Genomic DNA, 20,987 nt, shown 5'->3' on the forward strand with positions numbered 1-20,987 from the left:
GCCGCCAGGGCAGGCGGCCTTTTCGTCGCTGATGTCAGGTTTTCTTAAAACCGTCTCAGAGCTTGTCCGTCACTGCCGTGGACGTTGCGCCTTCCGGCTCCTTGGTGATAACCGGGTCGGAGCCGCCGGCAAGCAGCGACTTGACCGTGCGATCATACGCACTCATGTCCAGCTTGCCGTCGGACCCATCGACCAGCTTGATGATCTCACCAACCATGCGGATCTGGTGTTTTTCGGTCTGGGCACCCGTGGCATCGTTTTCCAGAACGATTTCCGCAGCTTCCTCCGGGTTTTCAGCCGCGTAAGCCCAGCCTTTCATGGATGCGCGCACGAAACGGGCCAGCTTGTCGACCATCTCCGGATCTTCCAGGCTGTCTTCCAGAACGTAGAGCCCGTCTTCCAAAGTCGCGACGCCCTGGTCTTCGTATTTGAAGACAACGAGTTCGTCTTCCGGAATGCCCGCGTCGATCACCTGCCAATACTCGTTGTAGGTCATGGTCGAGATGCAGTCCGCCTGCTTCTGCAGGATCGGATCAACGTTGAAGCCCTGCTTGAGAACCGTCACTCCGCCATCGCTGCCATCCGTCGGAATGCCAAGCTGGCTCATCCAGGACAGAAACGGATACTCGTTGCCGAAGAACCAGACACCGAGCGTCTTGCCCTTGAAGTCGTCCGGCGATGCAATTCCGGTGTCCTTGCGGCAGGTCAGCATCATGCCCGACTTCTTGAACGGCTGTGCGATGTTGACGAGCGGCACGCCCTTCTCACGCGAAGCCAGTGCCGACGGCATCCAGTCGATGATCACGTCAGCACCACCGCCGGCGATCACCTGCGGCGGCGCAATGTCCGGGCCGCCCGGCTTGATGGTCACATCAAGCCCTTCCTCGTCATAAAATCCCTTGTCTTTTGCAACGTAGTAACCTGCAAACTGGCCTTGAGTGACCCACTTGAGCTGCAAAGTCAGCTCGTCCGCCGCCTGGGCCGCACCTGAAATCAGGCCTGCTCCCAATGCAGATACAAGCGCAAGACTTTTCAACGTCTTCATTGCCATTCCCCTACTGGTTATGGACCCTGCTCATGTGGCCGGATCCTTCTCTGGTTTTGTGTACCTCTGCAAGCCGCCTGTACGAACGGGTCCCAACCGGTCTCCCGGGCTGCAGCAAATTGGCCAATATCGACCGTAGGGGCATTTTGCCTTCTCGACAATCGATCTGACCAAATGGTCAAGAAAATTTAGAAAGCTGCCGCACCAATGGTCAAGGTTATTTTTTGGTCAAGCCCCATTTCCATGCAGTTTTGCACGCCAGACGCCATGATGCCCGCATCCATCCGTCGTTTGGCAAGCACATGCCCGTCTCCGACCGATCATCATGCAGACGCATCAAGAGCGCCGGGCGCTTCGTGCAGCAGAGCCTCGATACGCCCGCGCAGGTCTTCGCGTTCATTGCTGCCATCCGCGGAGTAGTTGAGGTTCTTGAAGAGGGAGGTCTGCTCGGTGAAGAACTTTCGGACGGCGTCCTTGTCCTCGAAGGCAAACTCGGTGGTCGCGATCGTGTAGACAAGGTTGAAGGTCTCCTGCTGACGGGTCAGCGGCGCGGAGACATCGACGTCGTCGAAAGCATCCTGCTGCAGATAGACCATGTCGAGGAAAAGCGCCTTCTGCTGCAGGACAAAGTCCTCCGTGGATACACCCTCCTCGCCGGTGACCTGCATCATGCGGGTGATCTCATCTCCCTTGCGCAGCAGGTCAATCATCTCCTCGACCTTCGGCACCCAGTCGGGACCGATGTTGTCCGCGTACCAGTCTCCGAGTTGCGTATGATAGCGGGACCAGGAGAGCAGAGGATCGACCGCAGGATAAAAGCGCTTGTAGGCGCGTTCCGACGAAAGCCCGAGGAAAGTCTTGACGGTGCCGAGCGTTGACTGGGTGACCGGCTCCTCGAAATTGCCACCTGCGGGCGAAACGGTTCCGATCATGGTCAGGCTGCCGGTATCGCCGGTGGCCGTCTTCAGGACGCCGGCGCGCTCGTAGATACCCTTGATCGAGGAATCGAGATAGGCGGGGAACGCCTCTTCGCCCGGAATCTCTTCAAGTCGTCCGGAGGTCTCGCGCATCGCCTGGGCCCATCGCGACGTGCTGTCCGCGATCAGAAGGACGTCATATCCCATCTGCCGGTAGTATTCGCCCAGCGTGATGCCGGTATAGATGGACGCCTCGCGTGCCGCCACCGGCATGGACGAGGTGTTGCAGATGATCACGGTCCGGTCCATCAGCGTGCCGTCGCCCGAGGGGTCAGGCTGATGCGGGAACTCGGTAATGGTTTCCACGACCTCACCCGCACGCTCGCCGCAGGCGACAACAATCACGATGTTGACCGCAGAGAACCGGGAGATCAGGGATTGCAGAACCGTCTTTCCCGCGCCGAACGGGCCGGGAATGCAGCCCATCCCGCCGCGGGCAATCGGGAAGAACGTGTCGATCAGGCGCAGGGTCGTGATGAGCGGTTCGCTCGGATAGAGACGCTCGCTCTGTCCGGCCTTGACCAGACCTTCGGGAATCGCGCGCCGTACTGGCCAGTGCTGAACCATGGTCAGGTCGCGGGTTTCGCCGCGATCGTTCTTGAGCGTGACGACAATCTCGCTGATCGTGAAGGTGCCTTCGCGAATGCGCTCCACGGACCAGTTGCCACGCAGGGAAAAGGGGACCATCACCTTGTGCTCAAAGCGGCCTTCGGGAACGGTGCCCAGCGTATCGCCCGCCTTGACCGGATCGCCGGCCTTCACCTTGGGTTCAAAGGCCCATTTCCTGTTCTCATCGAGCACGTTGGTCAACACGCCGCGCGGCAGGAAGAACCCGTGTTCAGCGGCAATGTTGGCGAGCGGGTTCTGCAGGCCGTCAAAAACGGTGCTCAGCAGACCCGGGCCGAGGGCCACCGACAGCATTTCCCCACTCTGGATGACCTTGTCGCCAACCCTGACGCCGGACGTGCTTTCAAAGACCTGCGCCTCCGCCGACTTGCCGCGCACACGCAGCACCTCGGCCTTGAGATACTCGCGCGGCTTGCCGTCACGCTCGGGTCCATGCGGAATGATGTAGACCACTTCGTTCTTGATCAGCGGCGCATTCTCAAGCGGTGCAAGCGTTACAAGATCATCCTGCACAGCGATGACCTGGGCTGTCGGTTCCGGAAGCTGGACATGGCTTGTCATCAAGAGGCTCCCTCTAGAGATGGTGTTCTGTCTGAAAGAAAATCACTGCCCCCGGCAATCGGTTCAGGCGTTTCATTGCCGCGCAGCGCTGCCGAGACGAGCGCCTGCAATCGGGTCCTTGCGGCTTCTTCACCGTAGCGGGACCAGCGTTCGACAATCACCCAGCGCAGCACGTAGATGGCCACGGCCTCGAAATCGAACTCATGCAGCGCGCCATAGTGATCGAGTTGCCGGAAAACCTCGGTCAGGGTCAGCCGTTCCAGGGCGATGTGATCTCCGGCGCGCATCAGTCGGTGCGCCTCCGCGATCCAGGACATGAAATGACCCAGGCCGAAAGCCGGGTCGCTCCAATTGGACTTGATGCGGCCACACCAGCGCCCGTACCCCCACGCGGCTATGTCACCGGCGGTTTCCTGTCCTGCATGCCGACGCCGCAAAGCCGCGATCAGCGTGCGGGTTTCCATGCGCGTACCGACGAGATGCTGCAGATCCGGATAATCCCTGAGGTCTTCCATGACCTGTTTCGCCCGCGCGATGACCTCGACGTCCTCGTCGTATTTCGCGACACCAGCCCAGGCCGTGATCTCGACCAGTTCCCTCAGCAGGCGCGCGTGCTCGTCTTCGAGCATCGACAGCCGCTGCTTCAACCGGAACTGCGAAATCGGCACTTCTTTCCGCGTGAACAGTTTGCCCAGGTGCGGAAAGCTTGTGACGAGCGAAATATACTGGTGCGGACGGGACATGATTACCTGAGCACCCCTTCCATGACAGCGCGCAGGCGTGGCTGTAGGTGCCGCTTCAACAGGGTGGCGATCGCCTCTTCGGTGAGATCGATCGAGACGTTTCGATCCGTCAGCTTCACCTTGATCCCGTCAAAGCCGGGGGCCGTCGAGAAAGTGACCCCGTCGCGCAAGGCCTCTCCTGCCAGGGCAATGACAAAATGCGTCAGTGTTCCGGGCTCGACCGCCTCCGGCGACTGCTTCAATTCCTCGAAGGTGACCACCTTTTCCGGCAATACGATTTCCATGGGTTCCGTATCGACGACCGAAGCGTTGTCCTTGGCATTGCCCGCCATTGCCAGAATGAGTTTTTCCAGGAACTGCTCGTCCCCGAGCGTCGTGCCGACGAGCCGTCCGGCTTCCTGCTGGATCCTGTCGCCCAGTTCGTTCCTGAGGCTCAGGACCAGATCGCGGGCCGCGACCTTGAGGCCGTCTTCTGTTGCGGCCTTTTCCCTGGCCGCCTCGGCCCTGGCATCGGCGAGCAGCGCATCGGCACGTTTTTGCGCCTCCGACACGATCTCGTCCGCCTTGGCCCTGGCCTTGGACAGGATTTCGTCGCCCTCGGACTGGCCGGCGGAAACGCCTTCCGACTTCAACCGGTCTATCAGGGCCTGAACGCCCGCGCCGGCCGCGTTTTCAAGATCTGCCGATCCGTTTTCCTTGGACATGACAGCCTCCTAACTCGGGATCGAACCGGCCAGAACCAGCGCAAAGACCAGCGCGAAAACCGAGAAACCCTCCAGCACCGCTGCCGGTGCCAGCGATATCCCGAAGATTTCCGGCTTCGCCTTGGACGCGTGGATCGCCGAAGCGAGAACCTCGCCCTGGCGGATACCGGTGATCATCATCGTGAATCCCGACAGGACGCCGATCCCGAACAGGGCCGCCCCATTCGCGGCATCGACACTCGATTGCTGCAGCGAGAACATGATGACGATGCCGTAGATCACCTGAGACGACGGCATGAGCGAGACACCGATGAACCGGCCGTAACCGCCGTCACTGTCCAGCATCGCGCCAATGGCGGCACTGCCGCCGAGCGCGCACCCCCAGGCACTGCCGATCGCGCCGAGCGCCACCGGCGCGTAAAGTCCGAACCAACCGAGAGCCACAACGAATTCGTTCACAGGCGTGTCTCCTCTTTCTTGAAAGACCGGAAGGGCTTGCCTTCGTCTTTCAGACCCCAATTGAAAAACTCAATGACATTCAGACGCAGTCCGTGGACGCAGCCGGCAATCAGGCCGAGCCCGATGTTGATGGCGTGGCCGATGGCCAGAACCAGGATGGCGATCAGAATGCCGATCCCCGGCACGGCCTGGTTCAGCTGCCCGGACAGCGAATTGATGGTTTCCGCGAGCGATGCAGCCGCAAGGCCGAGCGCAAACAGACGCATGTAGCTCAGAACGTCGGAAAAGATGTTCACGATGCGGGCGAGCGCCGCCAGACCATCGAAAAGCCGCAGCCCCCCGGACTTGACCGAGTCCACCTTGCGGTCACTGCCGAAGAAACCGACCATAAGCAGTCCGGCGACGACGGCAGCCGGGCCGAGAGTGGCCAGCATGGTCTCCTGACCGAGGAAGGTGGCAAGCCCTCCAAGCGCCACAAGACACCAGCCCAAAGGCTGGAAACGGCCGCTCGGTGTCGTTTCGTGAACAGCGCGCATAAGGTTGGCAAGAACGATGTGAACGACACCGATCGTCAGCGTGATTTTCATCATCGTGTCGACGTCCTTCAGGTTCATGACCTTGAGATGCCCGAGAAAACTTCCAGGGGGCGGCGCGATGCCGAAATAACTCCCCGTTGCGACGCCGAAGGCCGTTGTCGAAATCATGAGCCAGGCGGACATGCGGAACATCCGCAGCCCCAGCGGAGATCCCGTAAACCGCCGGCGGAACAGAAAGAGCAGAAGCAGGAGCAGCAATCCGTAGCCTGCATCGGTCATGATCATGCCGAAGAACAGGATGAATGATACGTAGACGATGGCGGACGGGTCCCAGTCCCGGTAGCCGGGGGTCTGGTAGAACTCGACCAGGTCCTCCCCGCCTTCCATCGGCCGGGCGTTTTCGAGCAGCGTTGGCGGCTTGTCCGCGTCTGAGACGTCGTCAAACAGCGCCGCCAGGCCGAGCGTATCGGCGAGATCCTGGATCTCATCCCTCTGGTCCTTGCGCGCCCAGGCCTGCATCACGAACAGCCGTTCGCTGTCGGCCGTCTCGAGCGCCGCACGTCGCCGGCGCGACTGGTCGCGTGCAGCAGCCAGATTCCGGGCCAGCAGGAAGCGCCATTTCGTCAGAAGCTGCCGCTCGAGTTCCAGTTCCTCAAGCGCGACAGCTGCCCGTTCGTAGCGGCGCCTGAGCTGCGACAGCGACAAAGCGCCCACATGCACACGCGGCACCGGCATGGCGCCGGCCGGCGGTTCGTCCGGAGAAAGCAGAACGACATATGCCCGGTACTTGTCCCGGTGGACGATTTCCATGACCTTGCCGGCCGGGTGGACCTGCTTCAGCTTGCCGGCAGGCACAACGTAGAACCACAGCCTGTTGTCGCCGATTTCCGTCAGTTCGGAAAAGCTGAATTCACCCCACGGTTCGACGTCCCTGATCCGGCGGTCAAGCTGTTCGAGCCGGTCCCGGCATTCCTTGAGCGACTTGCGATTGGACAAAGCCTCGGAGACCACTTCTTCCAGATCGAAATCATCCGGTTCGGTCACCGGACGGCGCTGGACGGGACACTCCAGCAGCCAGCGCAGGGCTTCGGAGGATTCGCGCCCGAGCCCGGCCGGAACGGCTTCGAGTTCCTTTTGCGCGGAACTCAGCGGGATCAGGTGCAGCATGCCGAACGACTGGGCCGCTTCCAGCACCTTTTCCTTGTCGTCGAGAATGCCGACCAGACTGACCTTTGCAAGCGGAACGATGGTCACAGCTCTGCCATCCTTTCTTGCGCGCTCCGGGCCGCCGTCTTGCGCTTGGAGATCTTGGCGCGCACGACCGCATCCCGTTCTGCGTCGGCAAGCGCCATGCGGATCTTCTTGATATTCTGTTCCGCTTTCGGGATCAGGACCTTTTCGAACAGGTTGACCCTTCTGGAAATGACGGCTTCGGCCTCGACGAGCTTCTCGATCCGTTCGCGCGCAACATCCCGTTCCAGGTTCAGGCGCAACAGATCCTTCATGCCGTCGACATACGGATCGACCCAGTGCGGCCGGGCGAGCAGCGAATAGGGCCTGGTTTCAATGTCGATGTCCTCCAGAACCGGCAGAATGGTGCCCGACAGGTTCTGTTCGCCTCGCTCCGCTTCCTTGAGCGTCACCAGTCCCTCAAGGGGAACATGCGTGTTGGCGATCATCGGAAGGGACGCGGCCAGATCGACGAACCGCTGCTCATAGTCCCGCTCGAGCCGGGCAAGGGTCTCCTTTGCCTTGGCGCGCTCGGCCATGATCTGCAGGCGCTTCAGTTCCAGAGACGGCAGGAAACGCCTGTACTCGGCAAGCTGGGTGCTTTCCCGGGCAAGCGAGGACTTGTTCAGCGCAAGCTTTGCCATCAGGCGACCGCCTCGTCATCGGTATTGGCGATCTGTGCCGTCCTGCCCGGAAAATACTTGTCGATCAGACCCTGCTTCATCAACAGCTGTTCCGGTTCAAAGCACTCGGCGAGCGTCTGCCAGCACAGATCCAGCGCCTCCTCAAGTGGCCTGGACACCTCAATGTCCATGAACCGCTTGCGGAAGAGCGCTCCGAATTTGAGCAGCTGACGGTCGTAATCGGATAATTCGAACGCCATGGACTGTTTCTGTTCCGCGTCGCGTGCCCCGGAATAGAAGCGGATCATCGTGTTCATGATCTGGTTGTGGTCTTCGCGGGTGACCTTTCCGATCACGTGCTGCTTCAAGCGGGACAGCGAGCCGAAAGGATCAATGACGCCGCTGTGCAGATAGAACTGGCCCTCGGTAATGTAACCGGTGTTGTCAGGCACCGGATGCGTGACATCGTTGCCGGGCATCGTGGTCACGGTCAGGATCGTCACGGAGCCCGATCCTTTGAAATCACACGCCTTTTCGTATCGCCGCGCAAGCTGGGAGTAGAGGTCTCCCGGGTAACCCCGGTTTGCCGGCACCCGCTCCATGGCGATGGAAACTTCCTTCATGGCATCGGCGAAGGCGGTCATGTCCGTCAACAGGACCAGGACGCGCTTGCCTTCCTCAACCGCGAATTTTTCTGCAACAGCCAGGGCCATGTCCGGCACCTGCAGACGCTCCACGACAGGATCGGACGCCTGGTTGATGAACATCACCGTGCGTGGAAAGACGCCAGCGTCCTCGAACTGCTTCCTGAAGAAGGCGTAGTCGTCGAAAATCAGCCCAAGACCGCCGAAGACGACAATGTCGGCATCCGCCTGAATTCCTATCCGCGCCAGGAACGGGTTGTAAGGCTCACCGGAGACCGAAAAGATCGGGATCTTCTGGCTCTCGACAAGGCAATTGAAGATATCGATCATCGGCACGTCCGTACGGATCATACGCGATGCAAGAACACGCTTCATCGGATTGGCCGACGGACCGCCAATCGGCACGGTGGGGTCGCTTGACAAATCCGGCCCCTGATCGATCGGATGGCCCGCACCGTCAAACACGCGGCCCAGAATGTTATCGGAATAGGTGACTTTTGCCGCTTCGCCGAGAAACCGGACGGACGCGTTGTTGGCAAGACCCTTGGTGCCGGAATTGACCTGAAGCGACACCATGTCGGCGTCGATGTTGATCACCTGGGCAAGCGACGAAGTCCCGTCGCCTGTTTCCACCAGGGCGAGATCCCCAAGACAAGGCCGCCCCTCCGACTCGCTGTTGGATGAGGAAACCTGTATCCGAATGATGTCGCCTACAATATCGACAATGCGGGTGTGAGAGACGAGCATTGTTACTCCCCGAATGCGAAAGGCATCTGGACTTAATTATTCATGGCGGATGTCTGCAGACGGATCCGACGACACCCAGTAACAACATCTTAGGCACCATTCCCGCTCCGATACAACCGAACGGTAGCGAAACAACGCGGCTTCGATATCAACTGGAACGAAGTTAAGTGACAAAGGACAACACGCGTATGACCTGGATCATTTCCGCGCCGGTTTTTGTGCGCTGCCAGTCTCTTTTCCGGCGCTGCCTCTGGCAGCCTATCGGCATGAAACAACGATAGACAAAAGCCGCAGCGCGGGCCATCGCGACCGACATTCGCAGGTCTTTGCCTGGCCTTGCCTTAGCCAGTAAATAAGGTGAAGACCGATTTGGTCGCAGAAAAATGGATGTATTCAAGCGCTTCTCACCGCTTCACTCGTCAATTTTCCAGAAACAAATACAACCTGACCCACAATTATTGGTTATTGCTTCCCATACGTAATTTATGAACTGAATCAATGCATTCATTAAATTTCAAAATGCATAAATCTGGGCACGCTGGCCATTTTTCTATTTCTTTTTTTGTTAAATTAATGTTCTGTTAACTTGCTGCTAAAGAAAAAAATGAGTTTTGCTCGAATTCGGATGTTTTCGGAATTCTTGCTATTACTGCGTGTGTGGAGAGCAAATTGACGGACCAAGCAAACGACCAAAGTCTGAAACTTACCCCGCCACCAAGCTCGACAGAACGCAAGTTTACAAGTCCGCACCGCGGCCGGAGCGGCCAGTCATCCAATGGTCACGAAGACAACAAAGCGGTCGTGCGCAGCGACCTCGGCACGATCCTGCTGCACTGGACCCTCGTCATTGCCATCGTCACCAGCCTCGTGACCGGACTGCGCCTGTCTGCGGATGCCGAAGGCGCCTGGTTCTCGAAACTTTTCGAACCGATCCTGCCTCAAGGCGAGATCTGGACGTGGCACTATCTCTCCGCTGTCTTCGTTCTGGCGCTGATTTTCGCTTACGCGGCCTACATGTCCGCAGCACGGCTGAAGCGGCGGATCTCATCCAAGAAGATCGTCGTCCTGTCCCTTCCCGCAAGCAACAAGCTGCGCATCGCCGCGGTGAACGTGATCGCCTACTGGCTGCTTTTCGGCGCCATTCTCACGCTGACCGCAACAGGCGTCCTTCTCTATCTCGGACATGGCGGCCTTTGGGTGACTGTGCACTACGTTTCGGCACTGACCGTCATGGGCTACATCGTGGTGCATGTCGTCCTGCACTATTTTTACGGCGGCGTCGCCCAGTTGCTGCGCCTGTTCAGACCTCAACCGCTGAGATACTTCGCCGGCATGGGCCGTTACCCGCTGCTGAAGTCGCTGGCGCTCGGGGCTGTGGTGATCGCAGGCGCCGTAGCACTCGACCTCGGCACCCGCGGGGATCTTTACGTCTCACAGGCATCGGCGCTGCCGAAGCTTGACGGTGTTCTCGACGACGCCGCGTGGCAAGACGCACGTCCGGTATTCGTGCGCACCCACCAGGGTGCAGGACTGGAAGGAACGGGCGAATCCACAGTCGAGGTGCGCGCGGCGCAGGTCGGCGACAAGATTGCCTTTGCATTCCGCTGGGAGGATGCAAACCGCTCCTTGAAAAGACATCCGCTCATCAAGACCGAAGACGGCTGGCGCATGCTCAACAACCGGGCCGACATCTCCGACGAAACGGCCTATTACGAGGACAAATTCTCGGTCGCTTTCTCAAAAACGGATGCGTTTGGCGGCGGCGATTCCACTCACATGGGCCCCAAGCCTCTGGGCGACAAACCGGCTTCCCTGCACAAGCGGGGCCTGCATTACACGACGGACGGCAGCCTCATCGACGTCTGGCAGTGGAAGGCGTCGCGCGGCGGCATGCTGGGCAAGGTGGACGACATGTGGTTCGGCACGCCACTTGAACCGAGCGAGGCCCAGGTCGCCGGCAAGAAGCGCTACAGCGCCGGATATGGAGCAGACGAGGGAAAGTCCTTCTACGTCTACAACTACAAGAAACAGTCCGGCTCCGACTATCAGGGCACGGTGGACGTCCTGCGCCTTCCCGTCGACTTCAAGAAGACAGCTGCTCTGATGGGCCACCTCGACATGGAGATCGAAGCAACGGATGACGAGGGCTCTCAGTGGTGGATGTTCGACAACGAGAGCGTTCCTTATTCAGAGGAAAAAGACGCCGAGATCCCGGTCGACACCGTCATTCCAGGCGTTCTGATCACGGGTGAATATCTCGGCAGCCGCGCCGACCTCGACGGTGGCGCCAAATGGCAGGACGGCTACTGGACGCTGGAAGTGATCCGGGACATGGACACGGGCAACCACCAGGACCTGCCCATGGAAGACGGCCTGTTTGTCTGGCTCTCGGTCTTCGACCACAACCAGACCCGGCACACCCGCCATTCGCGGCCGGTTCGCCTGACATTCAACTGACAAAGCAACGCATCAGCACGGACACCCCTCATGTCGAAAAGCACCTGCACCGTTACCATCAACGGAAAGAAGATAAAGGCGAATGTCGGTGATACCCTGATTGACGCAGGCCTTGGCGGGCGTCTGGTTCTGCCGCATGACTGTTGTTCGGGCCAATGCGAAACCTGCCGCGTGCGCGTGCTGAACGGTAATGTCGATGCCTTCGGCACGGAAGAAAAGAGCACGGTCCTCGGCTGTCTCGCGGTTCTGGAAGGCGATGCGGAGATCTCGTATGACCCCGTGCCGATCGTCAAGACCGTCAAAGGCACGGTAGCGAATATCCGGAAAATCAAGGACGACTATCTCGAGGTCCGGGTCAAGACGGTCAAGCCCGTGACCTGGTTGCCGGGCCAATACCTGCGGGCGACGTTTTCCGGCTACCCGGCGCGGGACTACAGCCCGACCACTCCGCTCAATCTCGATGCGGAAGAAGACGTCATCGTCTTTCACATCAAGGTCTATCCCAACAGCATCGTCTCCTCGAAGCTCGGTACGGAGATTGCGCCCGGACACAAGGTCAAGCTGCGTGGCCCCTTCGGCAACGGTTTTCTGCGGCGGCAGCCTGAGCCGATCGTTCTCACGTCGACAGGAACAGGGTTTGCCCCCATCTGGTCGATTGCCGTGGCAGCCATTCTGGGCCAGCCCGACAGGGATATCAGGCTGATCGTCGGTTCCAGGACGCGGGACGGTCTTTACATGCGAGACGCCATCCGCTGGCTTCGCAACCAGGGCATTTCCGTGACGCTGACGGCGAGCGACGGCGACGGTGACACTGTCATGGCCTCCAGACCCTACGAACTTCTTGGAGAACTGACGGCTGATCACGTGATCTATTCCGCAGGCGCGCCCTCACATGTCGAGGCAACTCGGGATGTCGCCCGCGACGCAGGCGCAACCTTCTATGCGGACCCGTTCTTCGTGGCCGAGGAAAGCAGCAATCTCAAATTGCTGGCGTCGTCCCTGCTGCGCAAGGCCAAGATGCCATTTGCCGCTGCTGCAGCCGGATGATCAGGGAGCCCGGATCCGCACACAAGCGCAGCCGCGCCTGATCGTCCGTTCCGGCTTGCGCGGACCTATTGCGCGGCTGTGGAGATAACGTCCCGGCATTCGAACAGTAGTTCTTCCAGGTCCGATACGGGCATCGGATGACCAAGGAAATATCCCTGTGCGTCCGTGCAGCCGATGTCCTTCAGCATTTCAAGCAAGAGCTCGGTTTCAACGCCTTCCGCCGTTGTCGTCATGTCGAGGTTTTTCGCCAGGTCTATGACCGCCTTGACGATTGAAACGGATTCGTCCGAGTACGCCATGGACCTGACGAAGGACTGGTCGATCTTGATCTTGTCGAACGGGAATCTCCGCAGGTAGCTCAGCGACGAATAGCCGGTTCCGAAATCGTCCATCGAGATCTTCACACCAAGCAGTTTCGCCTGGTGCAAGGCATCGAGAATTTCCTCGGATTCAATCAGGAGAACGCTTTCCGTGACTTCCAGTTCAAGTCGGTCCGCCCTCAGGTCGGACTTCGTGAGCGCACTGATCAGGACCGGGCCGAAGGAATGACCCCTCAACTGGCGCGGCGACAGATTGACCGCAACCCGCAGGTGATCGGGCCACAGCGCTGCCTGCCGGCAGGCCTCGTTCAGAACCCATTCGCCAAGGGGAACGATCAGCCCGGTATCTTCGGCCAGAGGAATGAACTCCATCGGCGGAACCATTCCGCGTTCCGGATGACGCCAGCGCACCAGTGCCTCGAAACCGGTGACCGTGTGATTTGCCAACGAATATTGCGGCTGGAAGTAGAGCTCGAGCTGTCCGTTCGAAATTGCGTGCCGCAGATCCGTGATCAGCTCTCTTCGTTCGTTGACCGCGGTCCCCATTTCCGCTTCGAAGAAGCGGTGCGTGTTCCGTCCGTCCTCTTTTGCCTGGTAAAGAGCAAGGTCTGCCTGCTTGAAGAGTTCATCGGCGGGGACCGCTGCCCCCTGTGAAACGGAAATGCCGACACTGACCCCGATGACGATTTCATGATCGGCAACCTGGAACGGCTTGGACAGTTCCCAGATGACCGATTGGGCCAATTCGTCGATCGCATAGAGGTCGGCGGGAAGGTTCGTCAGAATTGCAAACTCGTCGCCGCCGAGCCGCACAACGAGTTCGCGTTCGCTGATCAGTTCCCGCAGACGTTCGGCCACCTGGCGAAGCAATTCGTCACCGATCGGATGGCCGAGGGAATCGTTGACCGTCTTGAATTCATCAAGGTCCAGACACAGGATGCCGAACTCGCCGCCTTGAACCTGCTGACGATTGAGCAGCGCTTCCAGCTGATCCTTGAACTCTATCCTGTTCGGCAACTGGGTGAGCATGTCATGGCGTGCGAGGAAGGCTAGGCGGTCACGCGCTTCCTGGCGTTCGGTAATGTCCTCGGAGATCGCGACCCAGCCGCCGTCGCACAACGGCTGCCGCGTCGTGAGAACGATCCGCCCAGAACGGATCTTGACCATTTCCGTGCTTTGCGTCGCGCCTTTCGAACGAACAAGGGAAAAACTGAGCGTTGAAGGTACGGGTGCCTCCGTCTCGACCAGTTCCACATCGAGCACGTCCGCAATTTCAGCGGACGTCATTCCCGGTCTGACAGTATCCGCGTCCAGTTCAAACAATTCCGCGTAGCGTTGGTTGGAAACGATCAGTTTCCCCTTGGAATCGAACATGCACAGGCCGTGAGACATATTGTTCAGTGCCGCATCGAACAAGACGTTCTGCTCTCTCAGCTTGGCTTCCTGCGATCTCAGGATGGAATTCTTCTCGTGCACCCGGACCCGCAAGGCGTCCCGTTCCTTCACGGACCTCTGCAACGAGACAACCGATCTCGCAATGTCTCCGACTTCGTCAAGCCGTTCGGTTCCGACCACCTGGTTCTCAAAGTCTCCCGCCGCGATACCGGACAGGACACGGGTGATCTTGGTCAAGGGCCAGGTGATCTGCCGGGACAAGAGGAAAGCGACCGCGGCAAAGGCGACGAGGGCCAGGAGGCCAAACAGGAACAGGCGCTTGAGAAGCTTGGCTTCTTCTTCCGTGCCGATCCTGGTGAGTTCGTTCTGCGTTTCGGTCAACTGCTCGATCGGCAGCAACGCGCAGATCGAGATCGGACTGATGGGTATGCCGCACTTGATGACATTGCTGCCATTCGACGTGATGTTGAGATTGTCAGGCGATCGCTCTATGTCGCTGATCCTGCCGTCGAAGCTCGCTCTGGAGATGATCTCGCCATCATGGACGACGGCCAGGCCGAATGCGTTGATATCGGTCAGGTTGGTCAGCATGGGCTCTGTTTCACGCAGCCAGCGCTGTGCGAGAAGACCGCCAATGACGTATCCGAACTCGTCGTAAACAGGTACGAAGATCACTTGCGATACGGCGTTCACGTTTCTGCCGGGGACAAAAACCTGCGACTCGTCCTTCGGCAGAACACCGGAATATGTGATCGAGTCACCCGGCATGCTTTCGTTAAGCGAGCGCTCGATTTCGCTGAAGAAGGTCAGTGACGGCAGTTTCGATCCGAGTGAAACCAGATCGCTTTCGTAGGACGATGCCCCGATGACACGCGCCTTTTCGTCAAGAACGACGATACCGTCAATGTCGTCGAGTTCGGCAATCGGACCCAGCAATTCCGACATGGCGACATTGTTGCGCGATTCGATCGCCTTGCCGATATTGGGATCGGCCGCAATAGCGCTGACCCTGCGCACCCTGTCCTCAAACAGAAACTCCAGCCGTTTTCCCGCCAGCTTGACGTCGGCCGTCAGCATTTCCAGCAGGCGGGATTGTGACAGCTTCAACAATTCTCCCTGTTGCCGGGTCATGCTGTCCTCAAGCTGATAGGCCACCAGGCCGATCAGACCGGCAAAGGCACACAGCGCTGTGAACACAGCGCCGTATGTGAAATGCCAGAACAGTGAGGAGTGCCGTATCATGTTCGCTTAGCGCATCAATTGGTTACAGGAACGCCGCCGTAGTTCTTTATCAATGCATGTGCCTTTTCCGACCGGCTGAAGTCGACAAAGGCTTCCATTTCGTCATCCATAGTCCCGTCCTTGTAGATCAGGGCCAGCGTCACAGCGCTTGGATAGCTGTCATCGGTTGGATGGTGGCCGTCGACCTTGAGAACCGAAAGACCGGATTCCAACGGCCGCGAGTACGGTCCGAACGCGATCGCACCTTCCACGTTCATCGCGGTGTTGATCGCGTCCTGCGTTGTCACCGCCGTCTTTGAACGGGCCGAAAACTTCAGATCCTTCCAGCCGGGCATCGACCCGCGCAGCACCTGAAGCGTGCTGTCGGCATCTTCGCGCCTGACGAGCTTGACGCGCAGATCAGCGCCGCCAAGTTCCGACCAGTTCGTAATCTCACCCGAATAGAGTTTCACCAGATCCGCGCTCGAAAGCGCAGAGACTCCCGAGGACGGGTGCGTGAAGACGGCACTCGGGATTTTCGCGATCGGTATGTAGATCAGGCCGGAGCCGACTTCGCTTTCCTTCAAAGGCCTTGCAACGCGTCCGAGCCGCTCCGCCCCGGAACTGACCGCGGCGATACCGCCGCCGGATCCGATACTCGGCGGAATGGAGAGTTCGATTTCCGGATGCTGCCCCGCGAAACCCTCGCCGATCTCACGCAGCATTTCCAGTCCATCACCCGTGCCGACAACATTCAGGCCAGCATCCGCCGCGGCACCACCGGTGTGGAAAAACATCATGCCCAGCGACACTGCCAAGCCAAAAACTGATCTTCTCATTCAGGCCACCCACATTAATTTTGGCAATCAAGATGCGCTCGCCAAGTTAATTAAGAGCTAAAGTACCGATAATTTTTACAATTGGCATGTTGTCAGATTTAATGAATGCAATAAATACGAAGGCCAATACAACTTGAATACAACTTTACAATGTGAACTATTTTACCTTGGGTAATATTTTCCTAGTCACCTTTGCAATCTGCAATCAAGGACAATTTGGAAAGATTCCAGACAAAGCCGGCGCGCCACAGTTTTCGTCTGAAACCGCAAATACAACCGGCGATGAAACCTACCGGAAATGCGGGAAAATCGCAGAACGGGCCGAAATCCGGGCTGAAGGAACCGTTGAGAGACTGCTTCAACAACCTGTGGTGATCATTCAGGCGAACCGGCCGGCACCTCTGTCGGCGGTGCCGTGCTCTCGCGGACGACAAGGTCAACACCGACCACGACCGGCTTCAGTCGGTCGGCGCGTGCCGTTGTCTTCGGATCAATGCATTCCAGCAGCAGTGAGGCCGCCTTTGTGCCCAGTGCCCGCCGATCCTGACGGATCGTGGTCAGGGCCGGAACGTAAAAGTCGGACAGTTCGATATCGTCGAAACCAACGACCGACATATCTTCAGGGACGTTCAATCCGCGCGCTTCGAGGGTCGACATGAGGCCGAATGCCACCTGGTCGGACGCACAGAACACAGCGGTCGGCCGTTCAGCGAGATCCAGAATTTTCAGCGCGGCGCTGCGACCCGATTCAAGCGAAAAATCTCCACGCACGATCCATTCGTCGCGGACCGGGAGTTCAAGGCGGGCACGCTCCTCCAGCATGCCCTGCCGCCGCGCATGGGTCAGGACATTGTCACCCGGCCCGGTCACATGCGCGATCTTCCGGTGTCCGAGTTCATAAAGGTGCCGAACCGCCAGGCGCGCGCCTTCGATATTGTCGCTTCTTACCGACGGCAGACCCGCACTGTGAACCCATTCGCAGGCAAACACGATCTTGTCGGCAACACCGTTTGTTCGGAATTGCTCAAGTTCCGAGTCAGGCAGCGACCCGTCCAGACAGATGACACCATCGATCTGCGAATTCAAAAAATGGTCCACCAGGAATTCACCCGCCGTGACGAGGTTCTGGGTATCTGCAATCAGGACGGACATGTCGTTTTCGCCGAGCCGCTGGTTGATGCCGGCCAGGATCTGCGAAAAAAACGGATTGCCAAGATTTGGAACAAGAACAAGGATCGCGCCCGCCTGGCGCGTCCTGAGCGTGCGCGCAGCCTTGTTCACGCGATAGCCCGTTGCACGGATGGCCGCGAAGACGCTATCACGTGTGGCCTCGGTCAGGAGTTCCGGATTGCTCAACGCACGGCTCACGGTCGCGGTCGACACGCCCGCGACCCCGGCAACGTCGCGAATACGGACGTTTTTCTGCAGAACCGACTTGCCCGGACCGTTTGTTTTGTCTTTGCGCACATTCCGGGTTGACATCAGACCGTTTCCCTAGAATTATAAATGTAATCGATTACATGAGAATGATACACCAAAATGTAATCGATTACAAAATGAGGCGGAAGCCACATTCAGAGATCAATCGAACAATTTCCGGTTCGGTGGGAGGAGAACATGAAAGCACTACGCGTAATCTTTGCCGCATCCACGGCCCTTTGTGCGGCCACTGCCGCTCACGCGACAGATCTTGAAGTCACGCATTGGTGGACATCCGGCGGCGAGGCTGCTGCCGTTGCCGAGTTTGCCAAGGCATTCGATGCGACCGGCAACAAATGGGTTGACGGTGCAATCGCCGGTTCGGGCGGCACCGCCCGGCCGATCATGATCAGCCGTATCACAGGCGGCGACCCGATGGGGGCAACCCAGTTCAACCATGGCCGCCAGGCGGAAGAACTGGTCGAAGCCGGTCTGATGCGCGACTTGAGCGACATTGCCTCGGAAGGCAACTGGGCCGAGATTGTCCGCCCTTCCAGCCTGCTGGACAGCTGCACGCTCGACGGCAAGATCTATTGCGTTCCGGTCAATATCCACTCCCAGCAGTGGCTCTGGCTGAACAATTCCGTGTTTGAAAACGCCGGACTTGCTGTCCCGACAAACTGGGACGAATACGTCGCGGCCGCGCCGAAACTCGAGGAAGCCGGTATCGTGCCGCTGGCGATGGGACAACAGCCCTGGCAGACAACGCTGGCATTCCAGGTTCTCCTCGTCGCTCTCGCCGGCCCCGAGGCCTACACAGCCGTGTTCGGAGGCAAAGACGCAGACCTCGCCGGCGGTCCGGAGATGGCAAAAGTGTTCGCAGCGGCTGACAAGGCCCGCGACATGGCGAAAAACTCCAATGTCCAGAACTGGAATGATGCCACCAACATGGTCATCACCGGCAAGGCCGCCGGTCAGATCATGGGCGACTGGGCTCAGGGCGAGTTTGCCGTCGCCGAGCAGGTGGCCGGCAAGGACTACACCTGTCTGCCGGGCCTCGGTGTCAACGAAGTCATCATGACTGGCGGGGATGCGTTCTATTTCCCCAAGGTCGACGATGCCGACGTAACGGCAGCGCAGGGTGAACTTGCCAAGGTGATGATCTCTCCCGAAACGCAGGTTGCGTTCAACCTGAAAAAGGGATCGCTGCCGGTGCGCGGCGATGTGGACCTCAATGCGGCCAATGACTGCATGCGCAAGGGTCTCGACATCCTGGCCGGCGGCAACATCATCCAGGCACCGGACCAGCTGCTTTCGGCAGACAGTCTGACCCAGGTCAACGACCTGTTCGTCGAGTTCTTCAACAATCCGGGCATGTCGGCTGAGGACGCGCAGAAACAGTTCGCGTCCATCATCAGCAGCGCCGACTGATCCGGCAGGCCTCCGCCACCCGGACAGTCGTCGTCAACGCTCGACCGGGCGGCGTCCTCCAGCCCTGCGCGCAGACTTGCGCGCAGGGACTCCCTGGTGCGCGCCGGATGATCTCTTCGACAAGGACACAACGCCATGGCTGCAGCAACCGGCCCGACAAGATGGCACAAGAACCTGAGTGCCAAAGTGGCCGCGATCCCGATGATAACAACCGCGCTCGTTGTCTTCATCGGGGGAACCGCCTGGACGGTTCTCTACTCTTTCACCAGCTCGAAACTTCTGCCGAAGGAGAAATTCGTCGGCTTCGCCCAATACGAACGCTTGTGGAATAGCAGCAAGTGGCTGATCTCCATCGAGAATCTTGCGATCTATGGTGCGTTTTCGCTGGTGTTCTCGCTATTGATCGGTTTTGTCCTGGCGGCGCTTCTGGACCAGAAGATCCGCTTCGAAGACACGTTCCGCACGATCCTGCTCTATCCGTTCGCGCTCAGCTTCATCGTTACCGGGCTGGCCTGGCAATGGATCCTCAATCCGGACTTCGGCGTACAGCAAGTGGTGCGCAATCTCGGCTGGGACTCCTTTTCCTTCGATCCGCTCTACGATCCGGAGATTGTCATCTACGGCATTCTCATTGCCGGCCTGTGGCAGGGAACGGGCCTGATCATGTGCCTCATGCTGGCCGGCCTGCGCGGAATTGACGAGGACATCTGGAAGGCGGCCAAGATCGACGGCATCCCGATGTGGAAGACCTATGTCTTCATCGTCATTCCGATGATGCGCGGCATCTTCATCACGGCCATCGTGCTGATCGCATCGGGCATCATCAAGGTCTACGATCTCGTCGTCGCCCAGACCGGGGGCGGTCCGGGGATCGCTTCCGAAGTCCCCGCGAAATATGTCTATGACGCCATGTTCCTGTCGCAGAACCTCGGGCAGGGCTTTGCCGCATCTACGATGATGCTGCTCTCCGTGATCATTATCGTCGTGCCTTGGGCCTATCTCGAATTCGGAGGGAAACGCCGTGGGTAACGTCACCAGAACCGCCGCCGAAATCCAGCTCGCATCCGCTCGGCCGGAGATGACCGGACCGCGCGGACGCAAACCGCGCAAGGCTCTGTCCCGCCGCAACATCATGATCTACGGCACGCTGATCATCGTGTCGCTCTACTACCTGCTGCCGCTTTACGTGATGATCGTCACGTCGCTGAAAGGCATGCCGGAAATCCGTCTTGGGAACATTTTCTCACCCCCCGTGGAAATCACGTTCCAGCCCTGGGTGAAGGCGTGGGCCGAAGCCTGCACGGGTCTCAATTGCGACGGGCTGTCCCGCGGGTTCTTCAATTCCGTCAGGATCCTGATCCCCTCCGTCCTCCTGTCCATCGCGATCGCATCCGTCAACGGCTATGCGCTTGCGAACTGGCGCTTCAAGGGCTCGGAAACCTTCTTTACAATCCTGATTGTGGGTGCCTTCATTCCCTATCAGGTGATGATCTATCCGATCGTGATCATGCTGCGTGAAATCGGTCTCTACGGCAGCCTGACGGGCCTCGTGATCGTGCACACGATTTTCGGCATGCCGATCCTCACGCTCCTGTTCCGGAACTACTTCGCGTCGGTGCCGCAGGAACTTTTCAAGGCGGCCCGCGTCGACGGTGCCGGTTTCTGGGGCATCTATTTCCGGATCATGGTGCCCATGAGCCTGCCGATCTTCGTCGTCGCAATGATCCTGCAGGTGACCGGCATCTGGAACGACTTCCTGTTCGGTGTCATCTACACCAAGCCGGATCTCTATCCGATGACGGTTCAGCTCAACAACATCGTCAACTCCACGCAGGGCGTGAAGGAATACAACGTCAACATGGCGGCGACGATCCTGACCGGACTTGTTCCGCTCACCATCTATTTCATCTCCGGCAAACTCTTTGTCCGCGGCATTGCCGCTGGCGCCGTGAAAGGCTGAAG

The 20,987-nt window shown here is 58.9% G+C and carries 16 protein-coding genes; 5 read left to right on the forward strand and 11 right to left on the reverse strand.

Going from position 1 to position 20,987, the window contains the following annotated elements; all coding sequences use genetic code 11:
- Nucleotides 1–55: 55 nt before the first annotated feature.
- From RBB49_RS10590 to RBB49_RS10625, 8 genes are all read right to left on the reverse strand, one after another.
- Nucleotides 56–1,051: an ABC transporter substrate-binding protein gene (locus RBB49_RS10590; protein ID WP_306142728.1), complete on the reverse strand. Its 996-nt coding sequence runs from the start codon at nt 1,049–1,051 to the stop codon at nt 56–58.
- 317 nt (nt 1,052–1,368) lie between these two features.
- Nucleotides 1,369–3,210, reverse strand: coding sequence for a V-type ATP synthase subunit A (locus tag RBB49_RS10595; protein ID WP_306142729.1), 1,842 nt, complete (start codon nt 3,208–3,210; stop codon nt 1,369–1,371).
- Nucleotides 3,210–3,953, reverse strand: coding sequence for a hypothetical protein (locus RBB49_RS10600; protein WP_306142730.1), 744 nt, complete (start codon nt 3,951–3,953; stop codon nt 3,210–3,212). The genes RBB49_RS10595 and RBB49_RS10600 overlap by 1 nt, the downstream gene beginning before the upstream one ends.
- A gap of 2 nt (nt 3,954–3,955) precedes the next feature.
- Complete coding sequence (locus RBB49_RS10605) at nt 3,956–4,657, reverse strand: hypothetical protein (RefSeq protein WP_306142731.1); 702 nt, start codon at nt 4,655–4,657, stop codon at nt 3,956–3,958.
- Nucleotides 4,658–4,666: 9 nt separating this feature from the next.
- A complete protein-coding gene (locus RBB49_RS10610) occupies nt 4,667–5,116 on the reverse strand; it encodes an ATP synthase subunit C (protein ID WP_306142732.1) in 450 nt (149 codons plus the stop codon).
- Nucleotides 5,113–6,906 (reverse strand): V-type ATP synthase subunit I, encoded by a 1,794-nt coding sequence (locus RBB49_RS10615; protein WP_306142733.1) that lies wholly within the window; start codon nt 6,904–6,906, stop codon nt 5,113–5,115. Before RBB49_RS10615 ends, RBB49_RS10610 begins: the two co-directional genes overlap by 4 nt.
- The gene (locus tag RBB49_RS10620) at nt 6,903–7,526 is read right to left on the reverse strand and encodes a V-type ATP synthase subunit D (protein ID WP_306142734.1); all 624 of its coding nucleotides are present in this window, start codon (nt 7,524–7,526) and stop codon (nt 6,903–6,905) included. Before RBB49_RS10620 ends, RBB49_RS10615 begins: the two co-directional genes overlap by 4 nt.
- Nucleotides 7,526–8,896, reverse strand: coding sequence for a V-type ATP synthase subunit B (locus RBB49_RS10625; RefSeq protein ID WP_306142735.1), 1,371 nt, complete (start codon nt 8,894–8,896; stop codon nt 7,526–7,528). The genes RBB49_RS10620 and RBB49_RS10625 overlap by 1 nt, the downstream gene beginning before the upstream one ends.
- Nucleotides 8,897–9,565: 669 nt before the next feature.
- Between RBB49_RS10625 and RBB49_RS10630 the strand changes: the two genes are divergently transcribed.
- Both RBB49_RS10630 and RBB49_RS10635 read left to right on the forward strand, forming a co-directional pair.
- Nucleotides 9,566–11,353, forward strand: a complete 1,788-nt coding sequence (locus RBB49_RS10630) for an ethylbenzene dehydrogenase-related protein (protein WP_306142736.1) — start codon at nt 9,566–9,568, stop codon at nt 11,351–11,353.
- Nucleotides 11,354–11,383: 30 nt separating this feature from the next.
- Complete coding sequence (locus RBB49_RS10635; RefSeq protein ID WP_306142737.1) at nt 11,384–12,400, forward strand: 2Fe-2S iron-sulfur cluster-binding protein; 1,017 nt, start codon at nt 11,384–11,386, stop codon at nt 12,398–12,400.
- 65 nt (nt 12,401–12,465) lie between these two features.
- Here RBB49_RS10635 and RBB49_RS10640 read toward each other — a convergent pair whose 3' ends face one another.
- The 3 genes from RBB49_RS10640 to RBB49_RS10650 all read right to left on the reverse strand — a co-directional run bounded on the left by RBB49_RS10640 (nt 12,466) and on the right by RBB49_RS10650 (nt 17,657).
- A complete protein-coding gene (locus tag RBB49_RS10640) occupies nt 12,466–15,357 on the reverse strand; it encodes an EAL domain-containing protein (protein WP_306142738.1) in 2,892 nt (963 codons plus the stop codon).
- Nucleotides 15,358–15,371: 14 nt separating this feature from the next.
- Nucleotides 15,372–16,175 carry a PstS family phosphate ABC transporter substrate-binding protein gene (locus tag RBB49_RS10645; protein WP_306142739.1) on the reverse strand — a complete coding sequence of 268 codons (804 nt, stop codon included), beginning with the start codon at nt 16,173–16,175 and terminating at the stop codon, nt 15,372–15,374.
- Between the two features lie 375 nt (nt 16,176–16,550).
- On the reverse strand, nt 16,551–17,657 hold the full coding sequence (locus tag RBB49_RS10650; RefSeq protein WP_306142740.1) for a LacI family DNA-binding transcriptional regulator: 1,107 nt from the start codon (nt 17,655–17,657) through the stop codon (nt 16,551–16,553).
- A gap of 135 nt (nt 17,658–17,792) precedes the next feature.
- Here RBB49_RS10650 and RBB49_RS10655 point away from each other — a divergent pair, with 135 nt between their 5' ends.
- The 3 genes from RBB49_RS10655 (at nt 17,793) to RBB49_RS10665 (ending at nt 20,985) form a co-directional block, all read left to right on the forward strand.
- A complete protein-coding gene (locus RBB49_RS10655; RefSeq protein WP_306142741.1) occupies nt 17,793–19,025 on the forward strand; it encodes an ABC transporter substrate-binding protein in 1,233 nt (410 codons plus the stop codon).
- A 135-nt stretch (nt 19,026–19,160) separates the two neighbouring features.
- A complete protein-coding gene (locus tag RBB49_RS10660; protein ID WP_306142742.1) occupies nt 19,161–20,054 on the forward strand; it encodes a carbohydrate ABC transporter permease in 894 nt (297 codons plus the stop codon).
- A 49-nt stretch (nt 20,055–20,103) separates the two neighbouring features.
- A complete protein-coding gene (locus RBB49_RS10665) occupies nt 20,104–20,985 on the forward strand; it encodes a carbohydrate ABC transporter permease (protein WP_306142785.1) in 882 nt (293 codons plus the stop codon).
- Nucleotides 20,986–20,987 lie beyond the last annotated feature (2 nt).

Origin of the sequence: Roseibium sp. MMSF_3412 (assembly GCF_030733265.1) — a bacterium.
In the GTDB taxonomy this organism is placed as follows: domain Bacteria; phylum Pseudomonadota; class Alphaproteobacteria; order Rhizobiales; family Stappiaceae; genus Roseibium.